This window comes from Ruegeria sp. TASC047, from assembly GCF_059612445.1.
This window is the reverse complement of record NZ_JBXWQP010000056.1, coordinates 60,044-78,161: the sequence shown is the minus strand read 5'-3', so window position 1 is coordinate 78,161 and position 18,118 is coordinate 60,044. Positions and strand designations below refer to the sequence as shown.

At 57.0% G+C, this 18,118-nt stretch carries 17 protein-coding genes; 14 read left to right on the top strand and 3 right to left on the bottom strand.

What is annotated here, in order from left to right:
- The 8 genes from AC2FLO_RS21080 to AC2FLO_RS21045 all read left to right on the top strand — a co-directional run bounded on the left by AC2FLO_RS21080 (position 1) and on the right by AC2FLO_RS21045 (position 7,908).
- Complete coding sequence (locus AC2FLO_RS21080) at positions 1-1,569, top strand: L-aspartate oxidase (protein ID WP_496754229.1); 1,569 nt, start codon at positions 1-3, stop codon at positions 1,567-1,569.
- Positions 1,566-2,414 carry a carboxylating nicotinate-nucleotide diphosphorylase gene (nadC, locus tag AC2FLO_RS21075; protein ID WP_496754227.1) on the top strand — a complete coding sequence of 283 codons (849 nt, stop codon included), beginning with the start codon at positions 1,566-1,568 and terminating at the stop codon, positions 2,412-2,414. Before AC2FLO_RS21080 ends, nadC begins: the two co-directional genes overlap by 4 nt.
- Positions 2,415-2,528: 114 nt before the next feature.
- Complete coding sequence (gene bioB, locus AC2FLO_RS21070) at positions 2,529-3,509, top strand: biotin synthase BioB (RefSeq protein WP_209507670.1); 981 nt, start codon at positions 2,529-2,531, stop codon at positions 3,507-3,509.
- Positions 3,506-4,639, top strand: coding sequence for an 8-amino-7-oxononanoate synthase (locus AC2FLO_RS21065; RefSeq protein WP_480588625.1), 1,134 nt, complete (start codon positions 3,506-3,508; stop codon positions 4,637-4,639). Before bioB ends, AC2FLO_RS21065 begins: the two co-directional genes overlap by 4 nt.
- Positions 4,636-5,256, top strand: a complete 621-nt coding sequence (gene bioD, locus AC2FLO_RS21060; RefSeq protein WP_480487368.1) for a dethiobiotin synthase — start codon at positions 4,636-4,638, stop codon at positions 5,254-5,256. Before AC2FLO_RS21065 ends, bioD begins: the two co-directional genes overlap by 4 nt.
- Entirely contained in the window at positions 5,253-6,539 is a 1,287-nt protein-coding gene (gene bioA / locus AC2FLO_RS21055) for an adenosylmethionine--8-amino-7-oxononanoate transaminase (protein ID WP_496754226.1), read from the top strand. Before bioD ends, bioA begins: the two co-directional genes overlap by 4 nt.
- Positions 6,536-7,156 carry a pimeloyl-ACP methyl esterase BioG family protein gene (locus AC2FLO_RS21050; RefSeq protein WP_496754224.1) on the top strand — a complete coding sequence of 207 codons (621 nt, stop codon included), beginning with the start codon at positions 6,536-6,538 and terminating at the stop codon, positions 7,154-7,156. The genes bioA and AC2FLO_RS21050 overlap by 4 nt, the downstream gene beginning before the upstream one ends.
- The gene (locus tag AC2FLO_RS21045; protein ID WP_496754222.1) at positions 7,153-7,908 is read left to right on the top strand and encodes a methyltransferase domain-containing protein; all 756 of its coding nucleotides are present in this window, start codon (positions 7,153-7,155) and stop codon (positions 7,906-7,908) included. Before AC2FLO_RS21050 ends, AC2FLO_RS21045 begins: the two co-directional genes overlap by 4 nt.
- 124 nt (positions 7,909-8,032) lie before the next feature.
- On the opposite strand, the gene AC2FLO_RS21040 is transcribed toward AC2FLO_RS21045, so the two are convergent.
- The 3 genes from AC2FLO_RS21040 to AC2FLO_RS21030 are packed head-to-tail and all read right to left on the bottom strand — an operon-like array spanning position 8,033 to position 10,268.
- Positions 8,033-8,959: a carbohydrate kinase family protein gene (locus AC2FLO_RS21040; RefSeq protein ID WP_496754220.1), complete on the bottom strand. Its 927-nt coding sequence runs from the start codon at positions 8,957-8,959 to the stop codon at positions 8,033-8,035.
- Positions 8,960-8,998: 39 nt separating this feature from the next.
- Positions 8,999-10,096: a glucokinase gene (locus AC2FLO_RS21035; RefSeq protein WP_496806831.1), complete on the bottom strand. Its 1,098-nt coding sequence runs from the start codon at positions 10,094-10,096 to the stop codon at positions 8,999-9,001.
- Positions 10,097-10,139: 43 nt separating this feature from the next.
- Entirely contained in the window at positions 10,140-10,268 is a 129-nt protein-coding gene (locus AC2FLO_RS21030) for a family 1 glycosylhydrolase (RefSeq protein WP_480616868.1), read from the bottom strand.
- A 221-nt stretch (positions 10,269-10,489) separates the two neighbouring features.
- Here AC2FLO_RS21030 and AC2FLO_RS21025 point away from each other — a divergent pair, with 221 nt between their 5' ends.
- The 6 genes from AC2FLO_RS21025 (at position 10,490) to AC2FLO_RS21000 (ending at position 18,002) form a co-directional block, all read left to right on the top strand.
- Positions 10,490-11,239: a sugar phosphate isomerase/epimerase family protein gene (locus AC2FLO_RS21025; protein WP_496754217.1), complete on the top strand. Its 750-nt coding sequence runs from the start codon at positions 10,490-10,492 to the stop codon at positions 11,237-11,239.
- Entirely contained in the window at positions 11,239-12,285 is a 1,047-nt protein-coding gene (locus tag AC2FLO_RS21020; protein WP_496754216.1) for a LacI family DNA-binding transcriptional regulator, read from the top strand. Before AC2FLO_RS21025 ends, AC2FLO_RS21020 begins: the two co-directional genes overlap by 1 nt.
- A 22-nt stretch (positions 12,286-12,307) precedes the next feature.
- Positions 12,308-13,057 (top strand): basic amino acid ABC transporter substrate-binding protein, encoded by a 750-nt coding sequence (locus AC2FLO_RS21015; RefSeq protein ID WP_496754215.1) that lies wholly within the window; start codon positions 12,308-12,310, stop codon positions 13,055-13,057.
- A 67-nt stretch (positions 13,058-13,124) separates the two neighbouring features.
- The gene (locus AC2FLO_RS21010) at positions 13,125-14,771 is read left to right on the top strand and encodes an amino acid ABC transporter permease (protein ID WP_496754213.1); all 1,647 of its coding nucleotides are present in this window, start codon (positions 13,125-13,127) and stop codon (positions 14,769-14,771) included.
- A complete protein-coding gene (locus AC2FLO_RS21005) occupies positions 14,768-16,753 on the top strand; it encodes a beta-galactosidase (RefSeq protein WP_496754211.1) in 1,986 nt (661 codons plus the stop codon). Before AC2FLO_RS21010 ends, AC2FLO_RS21005 begins: the two co-directional genes overlap by 4 nt.
- A gap of 124 nt (positions 16,754-16,877) precedes the next feature.
- Positions 16,878-18,002, top strand: a complete 1,125-nt coding sequence (locus tag AC2FLO_RS21000) for an extracellular solute-binding protein (RefSeq protein WP_209507630.1) — start codon at positions 16,878-16,880, stop codon at positions 18,000-18,002.
- Positions 18,003-18,118: the final 116 nt, after the last annotated feature.

Below are 18,118 nucleotides of genomic sequence, written 5' to 3'. Positions count from 1 at the left end.
ATGACCAAAGTCACCACGGATCGCGTCATTATTGTGGGGGCTGGCATCGGCGCGCTTTATGCAGCATTGAAGCTCGCGCCGCGGCCAGTGGTTGTAATCTCACCCGATGTTTTGGGCGAAGGTGCAAGTTCCTCATGGGCGCAAGGCGGTGTGGCCGCGGCAATGGATTTGTCGGATAGCCCGGAAAGCCATAGCCTGGACACCGTCAAGGCTGGCGCGGGAATAGTCGTTCCGGCCGTTGCCGATCTGGTCACGCGCGAGGCTCGGCAATATATCCTTGACCTGACGACATTGGGCACACCATTCGATCGCACCAAGGATGGCAGTTACGTGTTGTCACGCGAAGCGGCGCATAGCTTCGCCCGTGTCGTACGGGTGAAAGGGGATCAGGCAGGTAGTGAAATCATGGCTGCCCTGATCGAACGGGTGCATGAAACACCCTCGGTTCAAGTGTTGGAAGGTGTCCTTGCCACGGCGCTGGACGTATCAAATGGTCGGGTGACAGGTGTCACGGTTCAGGACGCATCAGAAACAGGGTCCGAGCCCGTTACGATCTGCGGGCCTGCCGTATTGCTTGCCGGGGGTGGCTCTGGTGGGTTGTATGCCTTGACGACCAATCCGGCACGCATTCGTGGGCAGGTCATCGGGATGGCCGCACGTTCTGGTGCGCTTATTGCTGACGCCGAATTCGTTCAGTTTCATCCGACGGCAATGGATGTTGGTGAAGATCCGACTCCGCTGGCAACCGAGGCGTTGCGCGGCGAAGGGGCAACCCTGATCAACAATAAGGGTGACCGGTTCATGTTATCCGTCCACCCGGACGCAGAACTCGCCCCGCGAGACGTCGTTGCGCGTGCAATTTTTGCCGAAGTGCAGATGGGTAACCGACCCATGCTGGACACCCGCGCCGCATTAGGCTCGAAGATAACGGACCTGTTCCCGGCAGTTGCCGAATACTGTGCGCGCAATGGTATCGACCCGGTCAACGAACCGATTCCGGTCGCACCGGCAGCGCATTATCACATGGGTGGTATTGCCACCGACACTGACGGGCGCGCGACACTTGACGGGCTTTGGGTCTGCGGCGAGGCATCTTCGACCGGCCTTCACGGTGCCAACCGGTTGGCCTCGAACGGGCTGCTTGAGGCGCTTGTCTTTGCGCGCATCTGCGCCGAAAGTATCGGGGCATCCGTTCCGGTGGTGTCAAATGCTGACCCCGTTACATTGCAGTTTGTCCATGTGGTGACTCCAGACACGACAAAGGCTATCCAGGAGTTGCGCGAAACCATGACGCGCGACGTTGGTGTTGTCCGGGACCGGACGGGCCTAATCCGCGCTCTGCAAACTATTGCGCAGTTGGAGGCGCAGCACGATGCCTGCCCGTCATTTTGCAACATGTGTGCCACCGCGACCCTGATCGCTGCCGCTGCTTTGCAACGCGAAGAAAGCCGCGGTGCCCATAAGCGATCCGACTTTCCAAAAGCCAATGATGGGCCCGGAGAGCGGTCCCGGATGTATTTGTCCGAAGCAATGAGCATTCGGGCCAAAGCCTGCGAGGAACTGTCATGACATATGCGATCCTGCCAGATCTGATCCTGGAACCCATGGTCCGCGCTGCGCTGATGGAGGATCTGGGAAGCTACGGTGATGTGACAACCCGCGCCGTGATCCCACAGGAAACAACCTATACAGCCAGACTGAACGCGCGCGAAAACGCCGTCGTGTCGGGGATGCAGGTCGCCGCAATCGCGTTCCGGCTTGTGGACCCGTCGCTTGAGGTTGACGTGCGGATCAAGGATGGTTCGCGTTGCGTACGCGGTGATACACTGATGACCATCAAGGGCTCTGCCGCATCGATCCTGTCCGGCGAACGCGTCGCTCTGAACTTTGCCGGACGCCTGACGGGTATTGCCACAATGACAGCCGCATTTGTGAAGCAGACCAACGGCACTACGGCCCGCATGACCTGCACGCGCAAAACCACGCCAGGCCTGCGCATCGTGGAAAAACAGGCCGTGCTGCACGGTGGCGGTTTCAACCACCGCTATTCCTTATCAGATGCGATCCTGATCAAAGACAACCACATTGCTGCGGCAGGCGGTATCCGTCAGGTTCTTGAAGCCGCCAAGGCGCAGGCCAGTCACATGATGGCGGTCGAGATTGAGGTTGATCGACTGGATCAGCTTGCCGAAGTGCTGGACGTTGGCGGTGCTTCGGTTGTTTTGCTGGACAACATGGACAATGACATGCTGCGCGAAGCGGTTGCCATGGTGGGCGGGCGGTTGAAGACCGAAGCCAGCGGCAACGTGACGTTGGAACGGGTGGCATCGATTGCGGCGACAGGGGTGGATTACATCTCGTCCGGTGCCTTGACGCATTCCGCCCGCACCGTCGATCTGGGGCTCGATTTCTGAAGGCGCGGCATTTCCGCTTGATTTATGATCGTTTGCGCCAACACAGTTGCGTATTCAAGTTTTATCGATAATAAATCTACAGCAACGCAAGCTGCAGAAAGTTTTATAGATAAAATGATCATCCCACACTCCGGCTGGACCCGTAAAACTGCGCAAGCTATTCACGATCTTCCGTTGATGGATCTTTTGTTTCGTGCGCAGACCGTGCATCGCGAAAACTTTGATCCGAACCAGATCCAGACCTCGAAGCTATTGTCGATCAAGACTGGTGGCTGCGCCGAGGATTGCGCCTATTGCTCGCAATCAGCCCGCAATGGATCAACCTTGCCCGCATCGAAGCTGATCGAGGTTCAGCGCGTTCTTACCGAGGCCAAGAAAGCTCGCGATGGCGGCGCGACCCGGTTTTGCATGGGGGCGGCGTGGCGCGAGCCAAAGGCGCGTGACATGGATGCGCTGGTCGCGATGGTCGAGGGCGTCAAGGAACTGGGTATGGAAACCTGCATGACGCTGGGTATGCTCGACGACACCCAGGTGGTGCAGCTGCGCGATGCAGGTTTGGACTATTACAATCACAACATCGACACCTCGGAACGTTATTACTCCGAAGTCATCACCACCCGTACTTTTGCGGATCGGATTGACACGATGAACCGGGTGCAGGAAGCCGGGATCAAGGTTTGCTCGGGCGGCATTCTGGGGATGGGTGAACATACTGGCGACCGTATCGACATGTTGCTGACATTGGCCAACATGACGCCTCCACCTGACTCGGTGCCGATCAATATGTTGATGCCGCAGGCCGATACCCCGCTTGCCGACGCCGAGCCGATCGATCCGATCGACTTTGTGCGGATCATTGCAACGGCCCGCATTCTGATGCCCAAGTCCTATGTGCGGCTTTCGGCCGGACGCAGCGACATGAGTGACGAGATGCAGGCGATGTGCTTTTTCGCCGGTGCCAACTCGATCTTTGTTGGCGAAACGCTACTGACAGCAGAAAACCCCGAAGAAGACACCGACGCGGTCCTGTTTGCCAAACTTGGCCTGCAAGCTGAAAAAGCCGAAACGCGAAACTGCACGGAAGCTGCCGAATGAAAGCAGTCAACCGACTGGAATCGATGCTTGATGCGCTTCAAGCCCGGCACCGCCGCCGGGCCTTGATCCCGACGCAAGGGCTGGATTTCGCGTCGAATGACTATCTGGGTCTTGCCGGTTCTCAAGTGTTACAGCGCGCGGCACATGATGCGCTGTCGCGGGGTGTGCCTGTAGGTTCGGGAGGTTCACGTCTGTTGCGGGGCAACCACCCTGAACATGAAGCGCTGGAGCGGGAAGCGGCCGCATTCTTTGAGGCTGAGGCCGCGCTGTTCATGGGAGGCGGGTTCCAGGCCAATCAGGCAATCTTCTCCACGTTGCCAGCGGCTGAGGATTTGGTCCTTTATGACGCCCTGGTTCACGCGAGCGCCCATGAAGGTATGCGGTCCAGCCGTGCAGACCTGCGTGCCTTCCGTCACAATGATGTTGCGGATGCACGCAACGTATTGCGCGACTGGCAATCTACAGGCGGTTCGGGTCAGGTCTGGATTGCGGTCGAAAGCGTGTATTCCATGGAAGGTGATCTGGCGCCGCTGGAAGACCTGTCCGTACTTGCGCGCGAAGCTGATGCAGTTTTGGTTGTTGATGAGGCCCACGCCACCGGCGTTTTCGGAGAGCGAGGCCGGGGTCTTGCGCATGACCTGAACGCTGATCTGCTGACATTGCATACCTGTGGTAAAGGGCTTGGTGTCTCAGGTGGGCTGATCTGCGGTCCGCGCGTGATGATAGATACCCTGATCAACCGGGCTCGTCCCTTCATCTTTGCGACCGCTCCGTCGCCTTTGAACGCTGCTCTGGTTCGTGCTGCGCTACGGGAACTGGCCGAGGATGTCAGTCTGGTTGAAGGCGCGCATGAACGTATGCGCCATGCCCATGACACCGCACGGGAACTGGGGTTGCCCGCAGCCGCGTTGAACAGCCAGATCATCCCGGTTGTACTGGGAGATGACGAGCGCACAATGGCGATGGCGGCCACTTTGCAGCAGCAGGGTTTTGACGTTCGGGGCATCCGCCCGCCCACTGTCCCAAAAGGCACATCCCGTTTGCGCGTCTCGATTACCGGAAATGTCACCCTTCAGGATATCACGGCCTTGTTCACCACTATCTCAATCTGTCAGTCGGAGGCCGCATGAGCGCGCTGATCGTTACCGGAACCGACACAGGTGTTGGAAAAACCGTGTTTTCGGCTGGTCTGGCGGCAGCGTTGCAGGCCCGGTACTGGAAACCTGTTCAGTCTGGTCTTGAGGATGTTACAGACACTGAAACCGTCAGCGCGCTGAGCGGTGCCGAGGTCCTGCCCGAAGCGTACCGGCTGAACATGCCCGCCTCACCGCATCTGTCTGCCGAAGACATGGGCGTTGAGATTGACCTCTCGCGTCTTGAAATTCCGAAAGTGGACGGGCCTCTGGTTGTCGAAGGGGCAGGGGGCCTCATGGTGCCGCTGAACCGCCAGTCCTTCTTTCTGGACGTGATTGCCGGATGGCAGGCTCCGGTTGTTCTTGTTGCGCGCACCGCCTTGGGAACGATCAACCACACCACATTGTCCCTAATGGCGCTTCGGGCTGCTGGCTGCGAGGTTGTCGGCGTCGTATTCGTGGGTGACCCCGTGCCGGACGTAGAGCAAACCATCGTCGAGATGTGTAAAGTGCATCATCTGGGACGCCTGCCATTTCTGAGCGACCTGACACCGCAGCGCCTGAACAGCGCATTTTCGGCAATCGATGTGGCGACCATTCGGAGGTTCCTGTGACCCCGTTGGAATTTGATGCGCGCCATCTGTGGCACCCTTATACACATGTGCTTGAACCCGGCCCGATGCACCTGATTACCGGGGCAGAAGGTGTCTGGCTGACGCGTGCTGATGGCATCAGAATGATCGACGCAATGTCGTCCTGGTGGTGTATGGTGCATGGGCACAGGCACCAGGCCATCATCGATGCGATGCAAAAGCAGCTGAATACACTGCCGCATGTGATGTTTGGTGGTCTGACCCACGAACCCGCCGTGGAACTCGGGCGCAGGTTGGTCGACCTTCTGCCAGATGGCCTGGATCGCATTTTCTACAGCGACAGCGGCTCGGTCGCGATTGAAGTCGCGTTGAAGATGGCAGTCCAGTACCAGATTGCCAAAGGCCGGGGCGAACGGTCTGAATTTGCCACGATCCGGGGTGGCTATCATGGCGACACATGGAAAGCGATGAGCGTTTGTGATCCCGTCAACGGGATGCATGGTCTGTTTCGCGGTGCGTTGTCGATCCAACACTTTCTGCCACGCCCTCACATCCAGTTCGGCGATGTGTGGCTCGACGATCCTTCCGAGAACGGGTTGGAGGCGCTAGAGGCGTTGCTGAACGACAAAGGCAACAGGATTGCCGCACTGATCCTTGAACCGGTGGTGCAGGGCGCAGGTGGGATGTATTTCTATCACCCCGCATGGTTGCGCGGGGCGCGTGCTTTGTGTGATGCGCATGACGTTTTGCTGATCTTTGATGAAATCGCAACTGGATTCGGACGCAGCGGCGAAATGTTTGCAATGGATCACGCGGGGGTGGTTCCGGATATCCTGTGTCTTGGTAAGGCGCTGACCGGTGGGCATATCACCTTGGCCGCCACTATCGCGACCGAGGCTGTCGCGCGCGGGATCGGGGAAAGTGAGGCCGGAGTTCTGATGCACGGTCCCACCTACATGGCCAACCCTTTGGCTTGTTCGGCAGGGGTGGCGAGCCTTGACCAGTTGCAACAGCGAAACTGGAAGCAGGAAGTTGCATCACTCTCGCAGCAGATGAAGGCCGAACTCGCCCCCGCGCGCAATCTATCCGGTGTAGCGGATGTGCGCGTGCTTGGCGCAATCGGCGTCATCGAGATGGAAGAGCGGGTCGACCCCTCCATCGCACATGGATTGGCTGCGGAAACCGGTGTTTGGCTGCGCCCGTTTGCTCGCAATATTTATTGCATGCCTCCCTATGTTATTTCGCCGGACGAACTGAGCAGGGTAACGTCTGCGATGCTTGCTCTGGCTGGGGGGCAGAAATGAAAAGCCGTTGGCTGACGCAATCAGGTGACAGTACTTTGACCCTTGTGTTCGGTGGATGGGCATTGGGCGATGCTCCGTTCCGGGGTCTTGCGGGGGGCGGGAATATCCTGTTGGTGGAAGGCTACACTAGCCTCGATGATCCCCTGCCTGATCTCGCCCGTTTCGATCACATAGATATGCTGGCCTTTTCCTTCGGTGTCGCGTCGGCCGCGCATTGGTTGGCGTGCTCGGGGTTTCGTCCCGACCGTTTGATCGCCATCAGCGGCACTTTGCACCCGGCGTGCCCGGAACGTGGTATCGCGCCTGACATGATCAAGGCAACAGCGGCTCAGCTTTCCGAGCGCAGCTTCGCCAAGTTCTGCCGCCGTGCAGGTTTGCCAGGTGAGCCCCCGGAACTCGATATAGTCGCGGCGCAGCAAGAGCTAATTGCCGTGATCCAACGCGGGTCTGCCCCTGATCCGGATTTTGACAGGGTGTGGATACCCACAAACGACCGGATCATTCCGACAGCGGCCCAAGATGCCGCATGGGCCTCAACCTCGGCCCGAGTCGAACATGTTGCGGGGCCGCACGTACCATTCCTACCGGAGCAAAGTTGGGCGAGTTGGGTATCATGACAGCGCAACTGGCAGACAGGGTGCAGCGGAGCTTTAGCAGAAGTTTTCAAACCTACCACGACACGGCAAGTCAACAAGCCTGGGTTGCAGGCAAGCTGGTGTCCGAACTGCGTCGTGCCGGAGCCCCGGACCGCTTTGAAACTGTCTTCGAGCTGGGATGTGGCACAGGGCATCTGACCCGTCTGATGCGACAAAAATTTCACCTGCCAAACCTCATATTGAACGACATCGCACCGCAGGCTCAGGCAACGGCTGATGCGGAACAGGCCAAGTTCATTGCCGGTGATGCACGTGAAGTTCACTGGCCTTCCCGGATTGATCTGATCACCTCGGCTTCGATGATCCAATGGATGGAAAGCCCGTTGCAATTGCTTCACAAAGCGATGGACGCGCTGGAGCCCGGCGGGTGGCTGGCGGTTTCGGGTTTTGGCCCTCAGCAATATCAAGAGCTTAGTCAGATTGGATCAACTGCGCGTGCACCGGGACTTACTACGCCGACTGCTCTTGCCGCTGCTGTCGACGGCCCGATGCAGATATTGGCCGTTGGTGAAAGCCTGAGGCAAACCTATTTCGATACGCCCCGCGAGGTACTTAGGTATTTGCGAAGAACAGGTGTAAACGGCAGGGCGCAAGGGACATGGACCAAGTCCACGCTGGCTCGGTTCGAAAACGAATACGCTAAGGAGTTCGGCACGGATCGCGGGGTCTCACTGACATATCATCCCGTGTGGATCATTGCCCGGAAGCGATAGGTGCTTATTCTGCCGTGGCCCAACGTAATTTGTGAGCCTGCCAGGCGGTCGCAATCTCCGCAGCCACGGCCCTCGGCCTTGATGCGATTGTCACCAGTTCGTTTTTTCGGGTTTTTGCAGGCAATCAAACCTCATGTGCCCAGGGCGGTTCTGCCCCGGCGCGTGATACTGTTACGGCGGCAACAGTTGCGCCCAACGCCATGGCCGCCCGCAAGCTTTCAGAGGTCAGATTGCGCAGCCCCTGCTTTGTCAAATGCCCTGCGCGGCTGAGTTCAGTCAGAACACCAGCGTTAAACGTGTCGCCCGCGCCGATCGTGTCGACAACCTGAACAGGTTTTACAGGAACCGAAACCTTGGAACCGTCGGCCAAGTACCCATTCGCCCCGTCGCCACCCCTGGTCACGATGAGAACTGACGGACCGGTCTGCAACAAAAGAGACGCTTTGGCGGCCTCGGGTTCGGCTCCCGGGATGATCCAGTCAAGATCTTCGTCTGAAACCTTCACAATATCGGACTGCGCAATCATGCGGTTCAGACGGGTTCGATACCGGGTCTGATCCTTGATGAAGCCCGGTCGGATATTCGGATCCAACATCACTGCGCGATCCGCTCCGTGGCGATTCAGAAGGGAGGCATAGGCATCCGCGCAGGGTTCACATGCCAGGCTGATACCCCCAAGATACAAGGCGGACACGGCTGTAAGCTGGTCCGGCATGTCCTCGGGTTGCAGCATTCGTCCGGCGGTGTTTTCATCAACAAAGCTGTAAGTGGCGTGACCGTCTTTAAGCTGTACAAAGGCAAGGGTCGTGGGGCGGTCAGAGACAATCACATGTGACGTGTCAACATGGCTTGAATTCAGCGCCTTTGTAATTTGTTGGCCAAACATGTCAGACGACACGCCGGTCAGCATTCCGACGGAAACACCCAGACGACCGACTGCGACCGCCGTGTTCAATATCGCCCCACCTGTGTGCGGTACAAATCCTTGTGCGCCTGACACTGTCGGCTCGGAAATCATGTCGATCAGGGCTTCACCACAGCACAGGATCATTTCGTAGTCCTTTTCAGAATTTTTTGTCAGGAAGACTTGCTATCGCATCAAAGCGTTCTTGCAGTAATTGTTCGCCCCGATGATGCCGAATTCTGCTTGCTCGGACACATACAGGTTCAATGAGCGGCGCAGTTCGCTGAAACGGCCACCGCCGTTGAATGCCTCTCTGAACTCATCACCGAATAACCAGCGGTTCTTTTCTGCGACACCGCCAACAAGAAACACTCCGCCTGCAGGCATCAGTGTGACAGCCATGTCGCCCATCAAAGCTCCCAGATGGGTGTTAAACATCCGAGCAGCTTGTACTGCGACAGGGTCAGAACGGTCGCGGGCATCAAGCAGAATGTCTTTCGCCGAGCGCGTTGGGGTCTGTATATGGCCTGCCGCCAGCCCGATCGCCTGATAGAGGATAGGCAAGCCCGTACCGCTCAGGAACATTTCAGCTTCCAGCGCGAGGCTGTCACCAAAGAAACACTCGGGCGCAATGCTGCGGGCTGCTTCAAAGATGTCAACTTCGTCGCGGTGACGCGGATACAGACCCACATGCCCACCTTCGCCGGAGACTGTGTGATAGTGGCCCTCGGAAAACAGCAACGCCCCCACGCCAAGCCCTGTGCCGGGGCCCACCACCAATCGCGTGCCTGCTGGCGGTGTCGCGTGACCTTGCAAGACGGCAACATCTTTCTGGGTTACTTCTGCCACCGACCACGCTGCAGCGGTGAAATCATTAATTACAAACGTATGACTGGCACCAGTGGCCTTTGCCAATTCGGCCTCGGACAGGTCCAGATTGGCATTTGTCAGCCGAATCGTGCCGTTCCGGACAGGGCCCGCACCCGCCGCCACGACCGCCTGTGGATTTGTTCCGATTTCATCCCTAAGCGCGTGAAACGCTTCCAGCAGATCTTCCAGTGTCCCCGTCGGGCGCTTGCGAAGGTCTGTCAGCTCTCCGTTTGTTACCACGCCCAGCCGCGTGTTGGTGCCTCCTATGTCGGCAACCAGATTCCAATGCTCATGCACTGCACTGGATGGTTGCGCTAACGGCTGAGAGACGTTCTGACCCCCGGAAAGGGCAGACTTGAGCGCCATGAAAGACGCTTTGGGTGTTCTCTCAAGCGTTTCAAAATTCACGTCCACCAGTCCAAACCTTTTTCCACATCCGAAGGCCCAATCGCATTTGTCACAGCAGTGACCAGACAAAACAGCCCTTTACCGGAACATCTTGTGCCAAAGCGTCCCTTACGGCAGCCAGGTGTCGGTTGAGATAATCCATGCGATCATCATTCTGAAGACGTTCCCCGCTCGCCATACCGTTTTCGGTGATACAGATTGGTAGCCCGCTCGTATAGCCCTTCATTGTTTGGATCTGAAATCGGTTGAAAAAAAAGGCTCGATTGCCCACCCCATCTGGGTCTTGGGCAAAGGTTCGGAGCCCCTTCTCAGGGCTGGCCATACAGATCGCAACCATACGGCGCTTGACAAGGGTGCAGCTCGTAATTCACCCTAATTGAAACGTTTCAATGGTGAGGGATGCGAGTTTCTGCCCAACTCTACACAGTGCGGCAATGCGGTGATCTTGCAGATCAACTGCAATTGGTTGCGGACTGCGGGTATTCAGATGTCGAAACCACCGGCTTGCATGGCCTGACCCCCGCTCAGATGGCTGGCATTATTATCGGGTCAGGCCTTAATGTTCGGTCAGCACATTTTGATTGGGAAGAGTTTGAAGGGCGATTTACGGATATCGTCGAAGTATTAAACCTAATGGAATGCCGGGTGGCTGTCATGCCTTGGCTGGCGCCCCAGGTGCGGCCCGACACTGACGAGGGATGGAGGGCGGTGTCGGGCCAGTTGTCCAAATGGGCAAACCAACTGACAGATCATGGTATCAGCCTTGCGTATCACAATCATGATTTTGATCTTATCGGTGAGGCTGGCGACACACCTCTTGATCTGATCCTTTCCGGTGGAGACGTCTTTTGGCAGCCAGATATCGGTTGGCTGGTTGCGGCTGGTCTGGATCCGGCGGACGCGATCCGCCGCCACACCAATCGAATCCTGTCCGTGCATGCAAAGGATATCGACCCAGCAGGCGGAACAGGTAACGCGCGCTGGCGCGATTTGGGCGAAGGCGTGGTTGACTGGAACGCAACCCTGCGCGCGCTTGCCTCGACCAACTGCACGGACCTGTTTGTCGAACATGACGAAACCGATGATCACGTGCGCACCCTGCAAACGGGTCGGTCGTTCTTGACGGAACAATTGGCAGGGTTTGGGTGATGGCGCGGGCGACGATCAAATCGATTGCCAGAAGTACCGGGTATTCCGTTGGCACAGTCTCGAATGCCTTGCGGGGTTCCGTATCGGTAAAACGGGAAACCCGGGAAGAGATTCAGAAAGTTGCATCGGATCTGGGATATCGGGTGAATCTGGATGGCCTGAAGCTGCGCACCAATAAATCCTTTCGAATCGCGGTCATGGTCAGTGTTTCAAACGATGCCGCGGAAGAGTGGGAAGGTGTAGCGTTTACGCGAATTCTGGCCGGTATATCCAATGCGCTAATTGGATCGCGCTATCAGCTGAGCGTATTTAGCACATGCGATGGCGAGGCTGCGCTGCAGACGTTGAAGTCTATCGTGCAGGAAGGGCAGGCTGATGGCGTGATCTTTTCCGGCACGCGTGTTCATGATGAACGCGTCGCGTATCTGCAGGGGCAGGGCTTTCCTTTTGTCACATACGGCATGAGCGACAGCCCCCAACCGCATCCTTTTGTGGATCTCGACAGTCAGGCAGCGGCCTATGATGCTACCGCTCGGCTGCTTGGGCTGGGGCATCGTCGCATCGCTTTGATAAACCCGCCGGATGACCTGATCTATGCGCAGCAACGCCGCCGGGGTTATGCCGATGCGCTGTTAGAATACAGTGTGGAGTTCGATCCGGCACTGGTTTCCACCGGCCCGACCACCGCGGAATCCGGTCAGCAGAAATTTGCGACGCTTATGCAGTTGGCAAAACCGCCGAGCGCCATCATCTGCGCCAATGAGGCCATAACCCTTGGGGCGCTGTCAGCTGCCGACAAAGCCGGAGTACAGGTTGGCAGAGACATTGTGGTCATCTCGAACGACGACTTGAAGCTCAGCCAGTATTTTGTACCGCCACCCAGCACTTATTACTTGCCGATTGCTGAAACAAGCCGTCTGCTGGGTGAGTTCATGTTGAAAGCTTTGGACGGGGTCGATCCGTCCGAGATTCAGAAAAAGATCAGGGCCACATTGATCGAGCGACAACCTGACACCCCGGCGCCGGATGCGGCGCAGACCACCTGACCCAACAAAGGAGTACCTGAACATGATTAAGAACTTACTTGCCGCTGCCACACTCACGACACTGATGGTTCCAGCGGCTTTTGCTGCCGACCTGGAAGGTCGTGTTCTGAAAATCGGAACCGATGCGACATACCCACCGATGGAAACCGTGGATGAAACAACCGGAGAGATTGTGGGCTTTGACGTCGATGTGATGAATGCGATCTGTGCGAAGGTCAATTGCGTTCCCAACTTCGTAAACACCGCCTGGGATGGTATCTTTGCGGCCCTTCAGCAGGGCGAGTTCGATCTGGTTATCTCGGGCGTGTCGATCACGCCGGAACGCGAAGAAACCATGGACTTTTCCGAGCCTTACATCGTTGTCAGCCAGGCCATTCTGTTGCAAGTCGATAATGCTGACATGACACTTGAGGACTTCAAAGCCGGTGGCCAGAAACTGGCGGCGCAAACCGCGACGACCAACGCCCAATTGGCGGAAGAGCTTGTCGGGCGCGAGAATGTCAGCCTTTACGACAACTTCTCGGCCGCCATTCTGGCGCTTCAGAACGCAGACGTCCAGGGCGTGATCATCGATGGCACATCGGCGGCGGCCTATGAGCAGGAATTTGCGGGCGAGTTGACTGTTGGCATCACAGGCCTGCAATCCGATCCATTGGGTATCGTGTTTCAGGAAGGCGATCCGACGGTGGACGCTATTAACGCCGGTCTTAAGGCCATTCAGGAGGATGGAACGCTGGACGAGCTGACAGCCAAATACTGGGGCACCAACTGATCCATTAGCGCCCTTTTTTTGGTCCGGCGGCCATTGCCGCCGGGCCTTGTCATAGCGGAGAAGTTCCATGTCGCGCCTCAGCACGATCCGCCCGAGTAACCTGGTGTTGCTCGCAGCAGCGCCCTTTATTATCTACCTTTTCGCCACATCCTCAAAATACTTGCGGTCTCTGGTCGCAATTCTGGGGATCGGCACAGACGCGGGGGCCATCTTTGTTGGATTTCTGCTGATTGCGACCGTTGCGATCCTTGGATATCTTTGCGCACGCTACGTGCGGTTTTCACAGAACTCCCCCGGCTGGTTGCGGCTCTGCGCGCTTGCCGCGTTACCGGCTGCTGCGGCGCTTTTGGTCATCAGCTTTGTTTCTCCGCAACTTCTGATGCCATTTGTCGAGTCGGTCTTCTTTCATGCGCTCAGCGAAAACACCTCGCCCCTCATCGATCGGTCCAATCAGACCTGGGTACTGTTTCCGGACGTGATTGCCAGGGTTCAGACGGGATTACAGGTTATCCTGGCGGTTTACGCAGCTGTAGTCGCACTTTGCCTATTGTCGGCACGTTTGCAGCCGCCCTGGCGCGGGCGCGTCTTGTTGGGGTTGGAGAGTCTCACAGGCGCAGTACTGTTTTATCTCATGTTCATGGCTCATTGGCAGTTCGCGACCGGGGTGGCCATTACTTTCCGCGCGGCCATCTTTGCCTATATCTTCGCGGCCATTCTTGGTTTGGTCTGGGTAGGGTTGCAATCGTTTAAACCAAAGGCGCGTACTACGGTCGTCTATGGTTCGATCAGTTTGGCATTGCTGGCAGCCTCGGCTTTTTTCTTCATGCAGCCGCAGGTCAGCTTTGTTCTGGTGGGCAGCACCGAGGGGCGTATCGCGGTTGTGCGCGGCACGCCGCAGGCGCAGGCTGACATTATCCGGTTTGGCGAGTTCGAGGGGGCCGGCGGTCAGCAGTATCGGATCCGCAGCGCAACCGATGCCACTGCCGCGCTTGAACAAATCGAAACGGTCGACAGTGTCTCGGGCGCTTTTGTCCCGGAGGAGGCGCATTCGCAAGGTTATCCGGTCCTGTGGCAAACAAGATTTCTACCCGACAAGTACCGCAAACCAGCCCTGGCATTTGCCGTGCTCGGGTTTTTGTTACTGACACTGACCATCGGCGGGGCTCAGCATAAGCTGCATCCGCTGGCGGTCGGGGCCGAGTTTTTCGTGGATACGATACGTGGCATTCCGATGCTGGTGATCATTCTTTATATCGGTTTGCCGCTGGCGGGCGCAGTCAAGGATGTTACCGGCGGCGGTATCGATATGACCAATATGACACGGGGGATCATCGCGATCTCGGTTGGTTATTCCGCCTATATGGCCGAAATTTTCCGGTCCGGGATCGAGGCGATACCAAAAGGCCAATTGGAAGCGGGCAGCTCTCTGGGTTTGTCGCGATGGCATACGGCGCGGCTTATCGTTCTGCCGCAAGCCCTGCGGATTGTAACTCCACCGCTTGGCAATGAGTTTATCGCGATGATCAAGGACACGTCATTGCTGTCAATCCTGTCCGTCCGCGACATGACCCAGAGGATGCGAGAATTTCAGGCGGCCAGCTTTCTGCCCTTTGCTCCCTTCAACACGGCGGCAATCCTGTATGTTGTCCTCACACTCGGCTGCGCCAGTTTCTTGAAGTGGATCGAACGACGCACAGCAAAGGACACACGATGAGCGCGCTGGAATTTGGGGTTTGTTACTACCCCGAACAGTGGAACCCTTCGCAATGGCGAGACGATGCCGCCCGAATGGCGGACATGGGGTTGGATTGGGTGCGGATTGCTGAATTCACCTGGGGCCTGATCGAACCCGTGCGCGGTCAGTTTCACTGGGACTGGCTGGATGAGGTGATCGAGATATTGGGGCAGGTTGGACTACGGGTCATGATGTCCACCCCAACGGCCGCCCCCCCCAAATGGTTGATCGATGAGTATCCCGAAATCCTGCCCGTTGGGCCGGATGGTCGGGTCAGAGGGTTCGGTTCGCGCAGGCATTATTGTTTTTCCAGTGAGGTTTATCTGGCCGAGGCGCAAAGGATCGCAACTGAATACGCTCGCAGATATGGTCAGAATTCGTATGTCCGTGCGTGGCAGATCGACAATGAGTACAACGACCACGATACAGTTCTCAGCTATTCCGATGCCGCGCGAACTGGTTTCCAGCGCTGGTTGGAGGACCGATATGGCGCAATCGATGCATTGAACGACGCGTGGGGAACTGTTTTCTGGGGGTCACTCTACTCTCAGTTTGGTCAGATCGAACTGCCCAACGGGTTGGTCGCCACGCCCAACCCAGCCCACGCGCTGGATTTCGCGCGCTATTCTTCAGAACGGGTTCGTCTGTTCAACAAAACGCAGGTGGATGTTCTGCGCAAATATGCGCCGGGGCGGGATATCTCCCATAACTTCATGGCGGGCAGTTTCGAATTCGATCACCACGCCGTGGCTGCTGATCTGGATATTATCGGGTTCGACAGCTACCCACTGGGGAACCTTTTGGGCTCTACCCTTTCGGATGAAGAAAAGCGCCGTTATTTGCGCACCGGCGCACCGGATTATCAGGGTTTTCATTGTGATTTATATCGCAGTCAGGGGCGCGGTCGGATGTGGGTGCTGGAACAGCAGCCGGGTCCGGTAGATTGGGCCGATAAGAATCCGTCTCCGGCAGAGGGGATGGTTCGGCTTTGGACTTGGGCGGCCTATGCACACGGCGCGCAAGCCGTGATGTTTTTTCGCTGGAGGCAGGCAAAATCTGCGCAAGAGCAATACCATACTGCGATATTGCGGTCAGATGGCAGCCTGGATCAGGCCGCTGTTGAATTGGCCCAGATCGTGAAGGATCGCGCAACGTTGCCGCCCGAGAGACGGGCAAAAGCACGGGTTGCAATGCTGCTGGATTATACCTCGATCTGGGCGGCGGATATTCTGCCGCACGACAAGGATTTCCCCAATGCTCAGATTTTTCGCGAGTGGTACACTGCAATTCGTGGTTTTGGGGTCGATCTTGATTTTGTTGGTCCTGAAGATGAACTGAGCGGCTACGCCCTCATCTTATTGCCACAAAGTATGATAGTGACTGCGGATCTGGCAGACAAGCTTGACGCTTCGGGGGCCAAGATACTGATAGGCGCCCGTTCCGGCAGCAAGACGTCCGGGATGAACACTCCTTCAAATCTGGCTCCGGGCGAATTGGCAAAGTTAACAGGTATCCGTGTCACGCGCGTCGAATCACTTCCTTCACTTGCGCAGGAGGCTGTGATTCTTCTCGATGGTCAGCAATTTGAATTCACGGGCTGGCGTGAAATCGTCGAAACCAAAGAGCACGTTTTGGCCCGCTTCAAGAGCGCTTATTGCGATGCCAGCCCGGCGGTCATCCGTTCTGACCGCACGACCTATCTGGCAATGGTTCCGCGTAATGAGCTTTTGCAAGCGATTGTCGGTGAGGTACTGAACTGGGCTGGGATAAATGCAACGCCTTGCGATCCCGATTTGCGCATAACCCAACGCGGCTCGACCTACTACGCGTTCAACTTCAGTGACGTTTCAAAGCCTTTGCCTGTAGGCCGTGCACGTCAAATTTTGCTTGGTTCAGATCCGGTCAATCCAAGGGACATTACCGTTTGGCAGGAGAATGTAGCACCTCATAATTCAGCTTAGACGTGTCAAATCGCGAAACTGGACATAAGATTTTCGCAAACTGTCACTTTTGGACTGACGGATGGGCGCAGAAAGTCCTATGAATAGAAAACAAAAAAATCGAGTCCAACAACGGGAGAACACTATGGTTACCAAATCATCACTTTCCAGACGCACTGTTTTGAAAGGAGCGGGTGCTGCGGCACTTGCCGCGCCTCTTTACAGCAAGAGCGCACTGGCGTCGTCCGGTGAAATCAACATCCTGATGTGGTCGGATTACCTGCCGCCCAGCTTTATCGAAGAGTTTGAGACCCTTACCGGCATCAAGGTGAATTACACCGGGATCGGCTCAAACGAAGAAATCATTAACAAGATGAAGGCGACCAAAGGTCAGGGCTTTGACATCGTCTCACCGACCAACAACCGCTCGTTGCAGTGGGAGCCGCTGGAGCTGTTGCAGCCCTTTGACATGAACAAGGTTCCGGTCGACTTGGTGAACCCTGCCATGGCCAAAATCGGTACGGATGCTTGGAACTTTGGCGGCGCCGGGGTCCACTGGTTGCCGCATATCTGGGGCACCGAAGGTATTGCATACCGCACCGACTTGTGGCTGCCAGCTGGGGACGCACCATCCTATGGCGACGTCTGGTCAGAAGAAAACGCAGGCAAAACCATGGGTCGCGCGCATTCGATGATGCTTGGCGCTGGTCTCTACATGGAGCGTTCCGGCGAGATGGAGCCGGGTTCGGTCTGGGCCGCATATGGCGATGAAGAAACCATGCGCAAGGTCTGGGGACAGATCACCGACTGGTGCATTGCACGTAAGGATCGCATCAAGCTGATCTGGAACGACGCCGACACGCAGAAGAACGGCCTTCTGAACGAAGGTGTTGTTGTCGGTCAAACCTGGGACGGCCCGCCACTGGCACTGAAATCGGCTGGTGAACCGGTGCACTATCAAGCGCCCATCGAAGGGGCGATGGCATGGGTTGACGGGATGTCGATTCCATCTGGTGCGGCGAATATCGACCAGATCTATGCCTTCATCGACTTCGCCTATCAGGCCAAACCTGCCGGTGTTGCCATCGACAGCCATGGGTACAACTCTCCTGTTCTGGGGGCTGACCAGTATTCTGGCGACACTTACAAGAAGAACTTTGCCGAGGCCTATCCGGGCGACTCGCTGGCCAACCTCAACCCGTGGCCGGCCGAAGCACCATGGTATGCTGAAACGCGGACCGAGTTCGTCAACAAGTTCAAGAGCGCATAAGCGATCTGAAACCATGCCCCTCGCGACCTGCGAGGGGCAACAATCTGTGCGCCGCTCCGGCGTAACGGAAAGCTATGTGGTGTGGTGACAGCACACACCTCAGGGAGATACCAAAA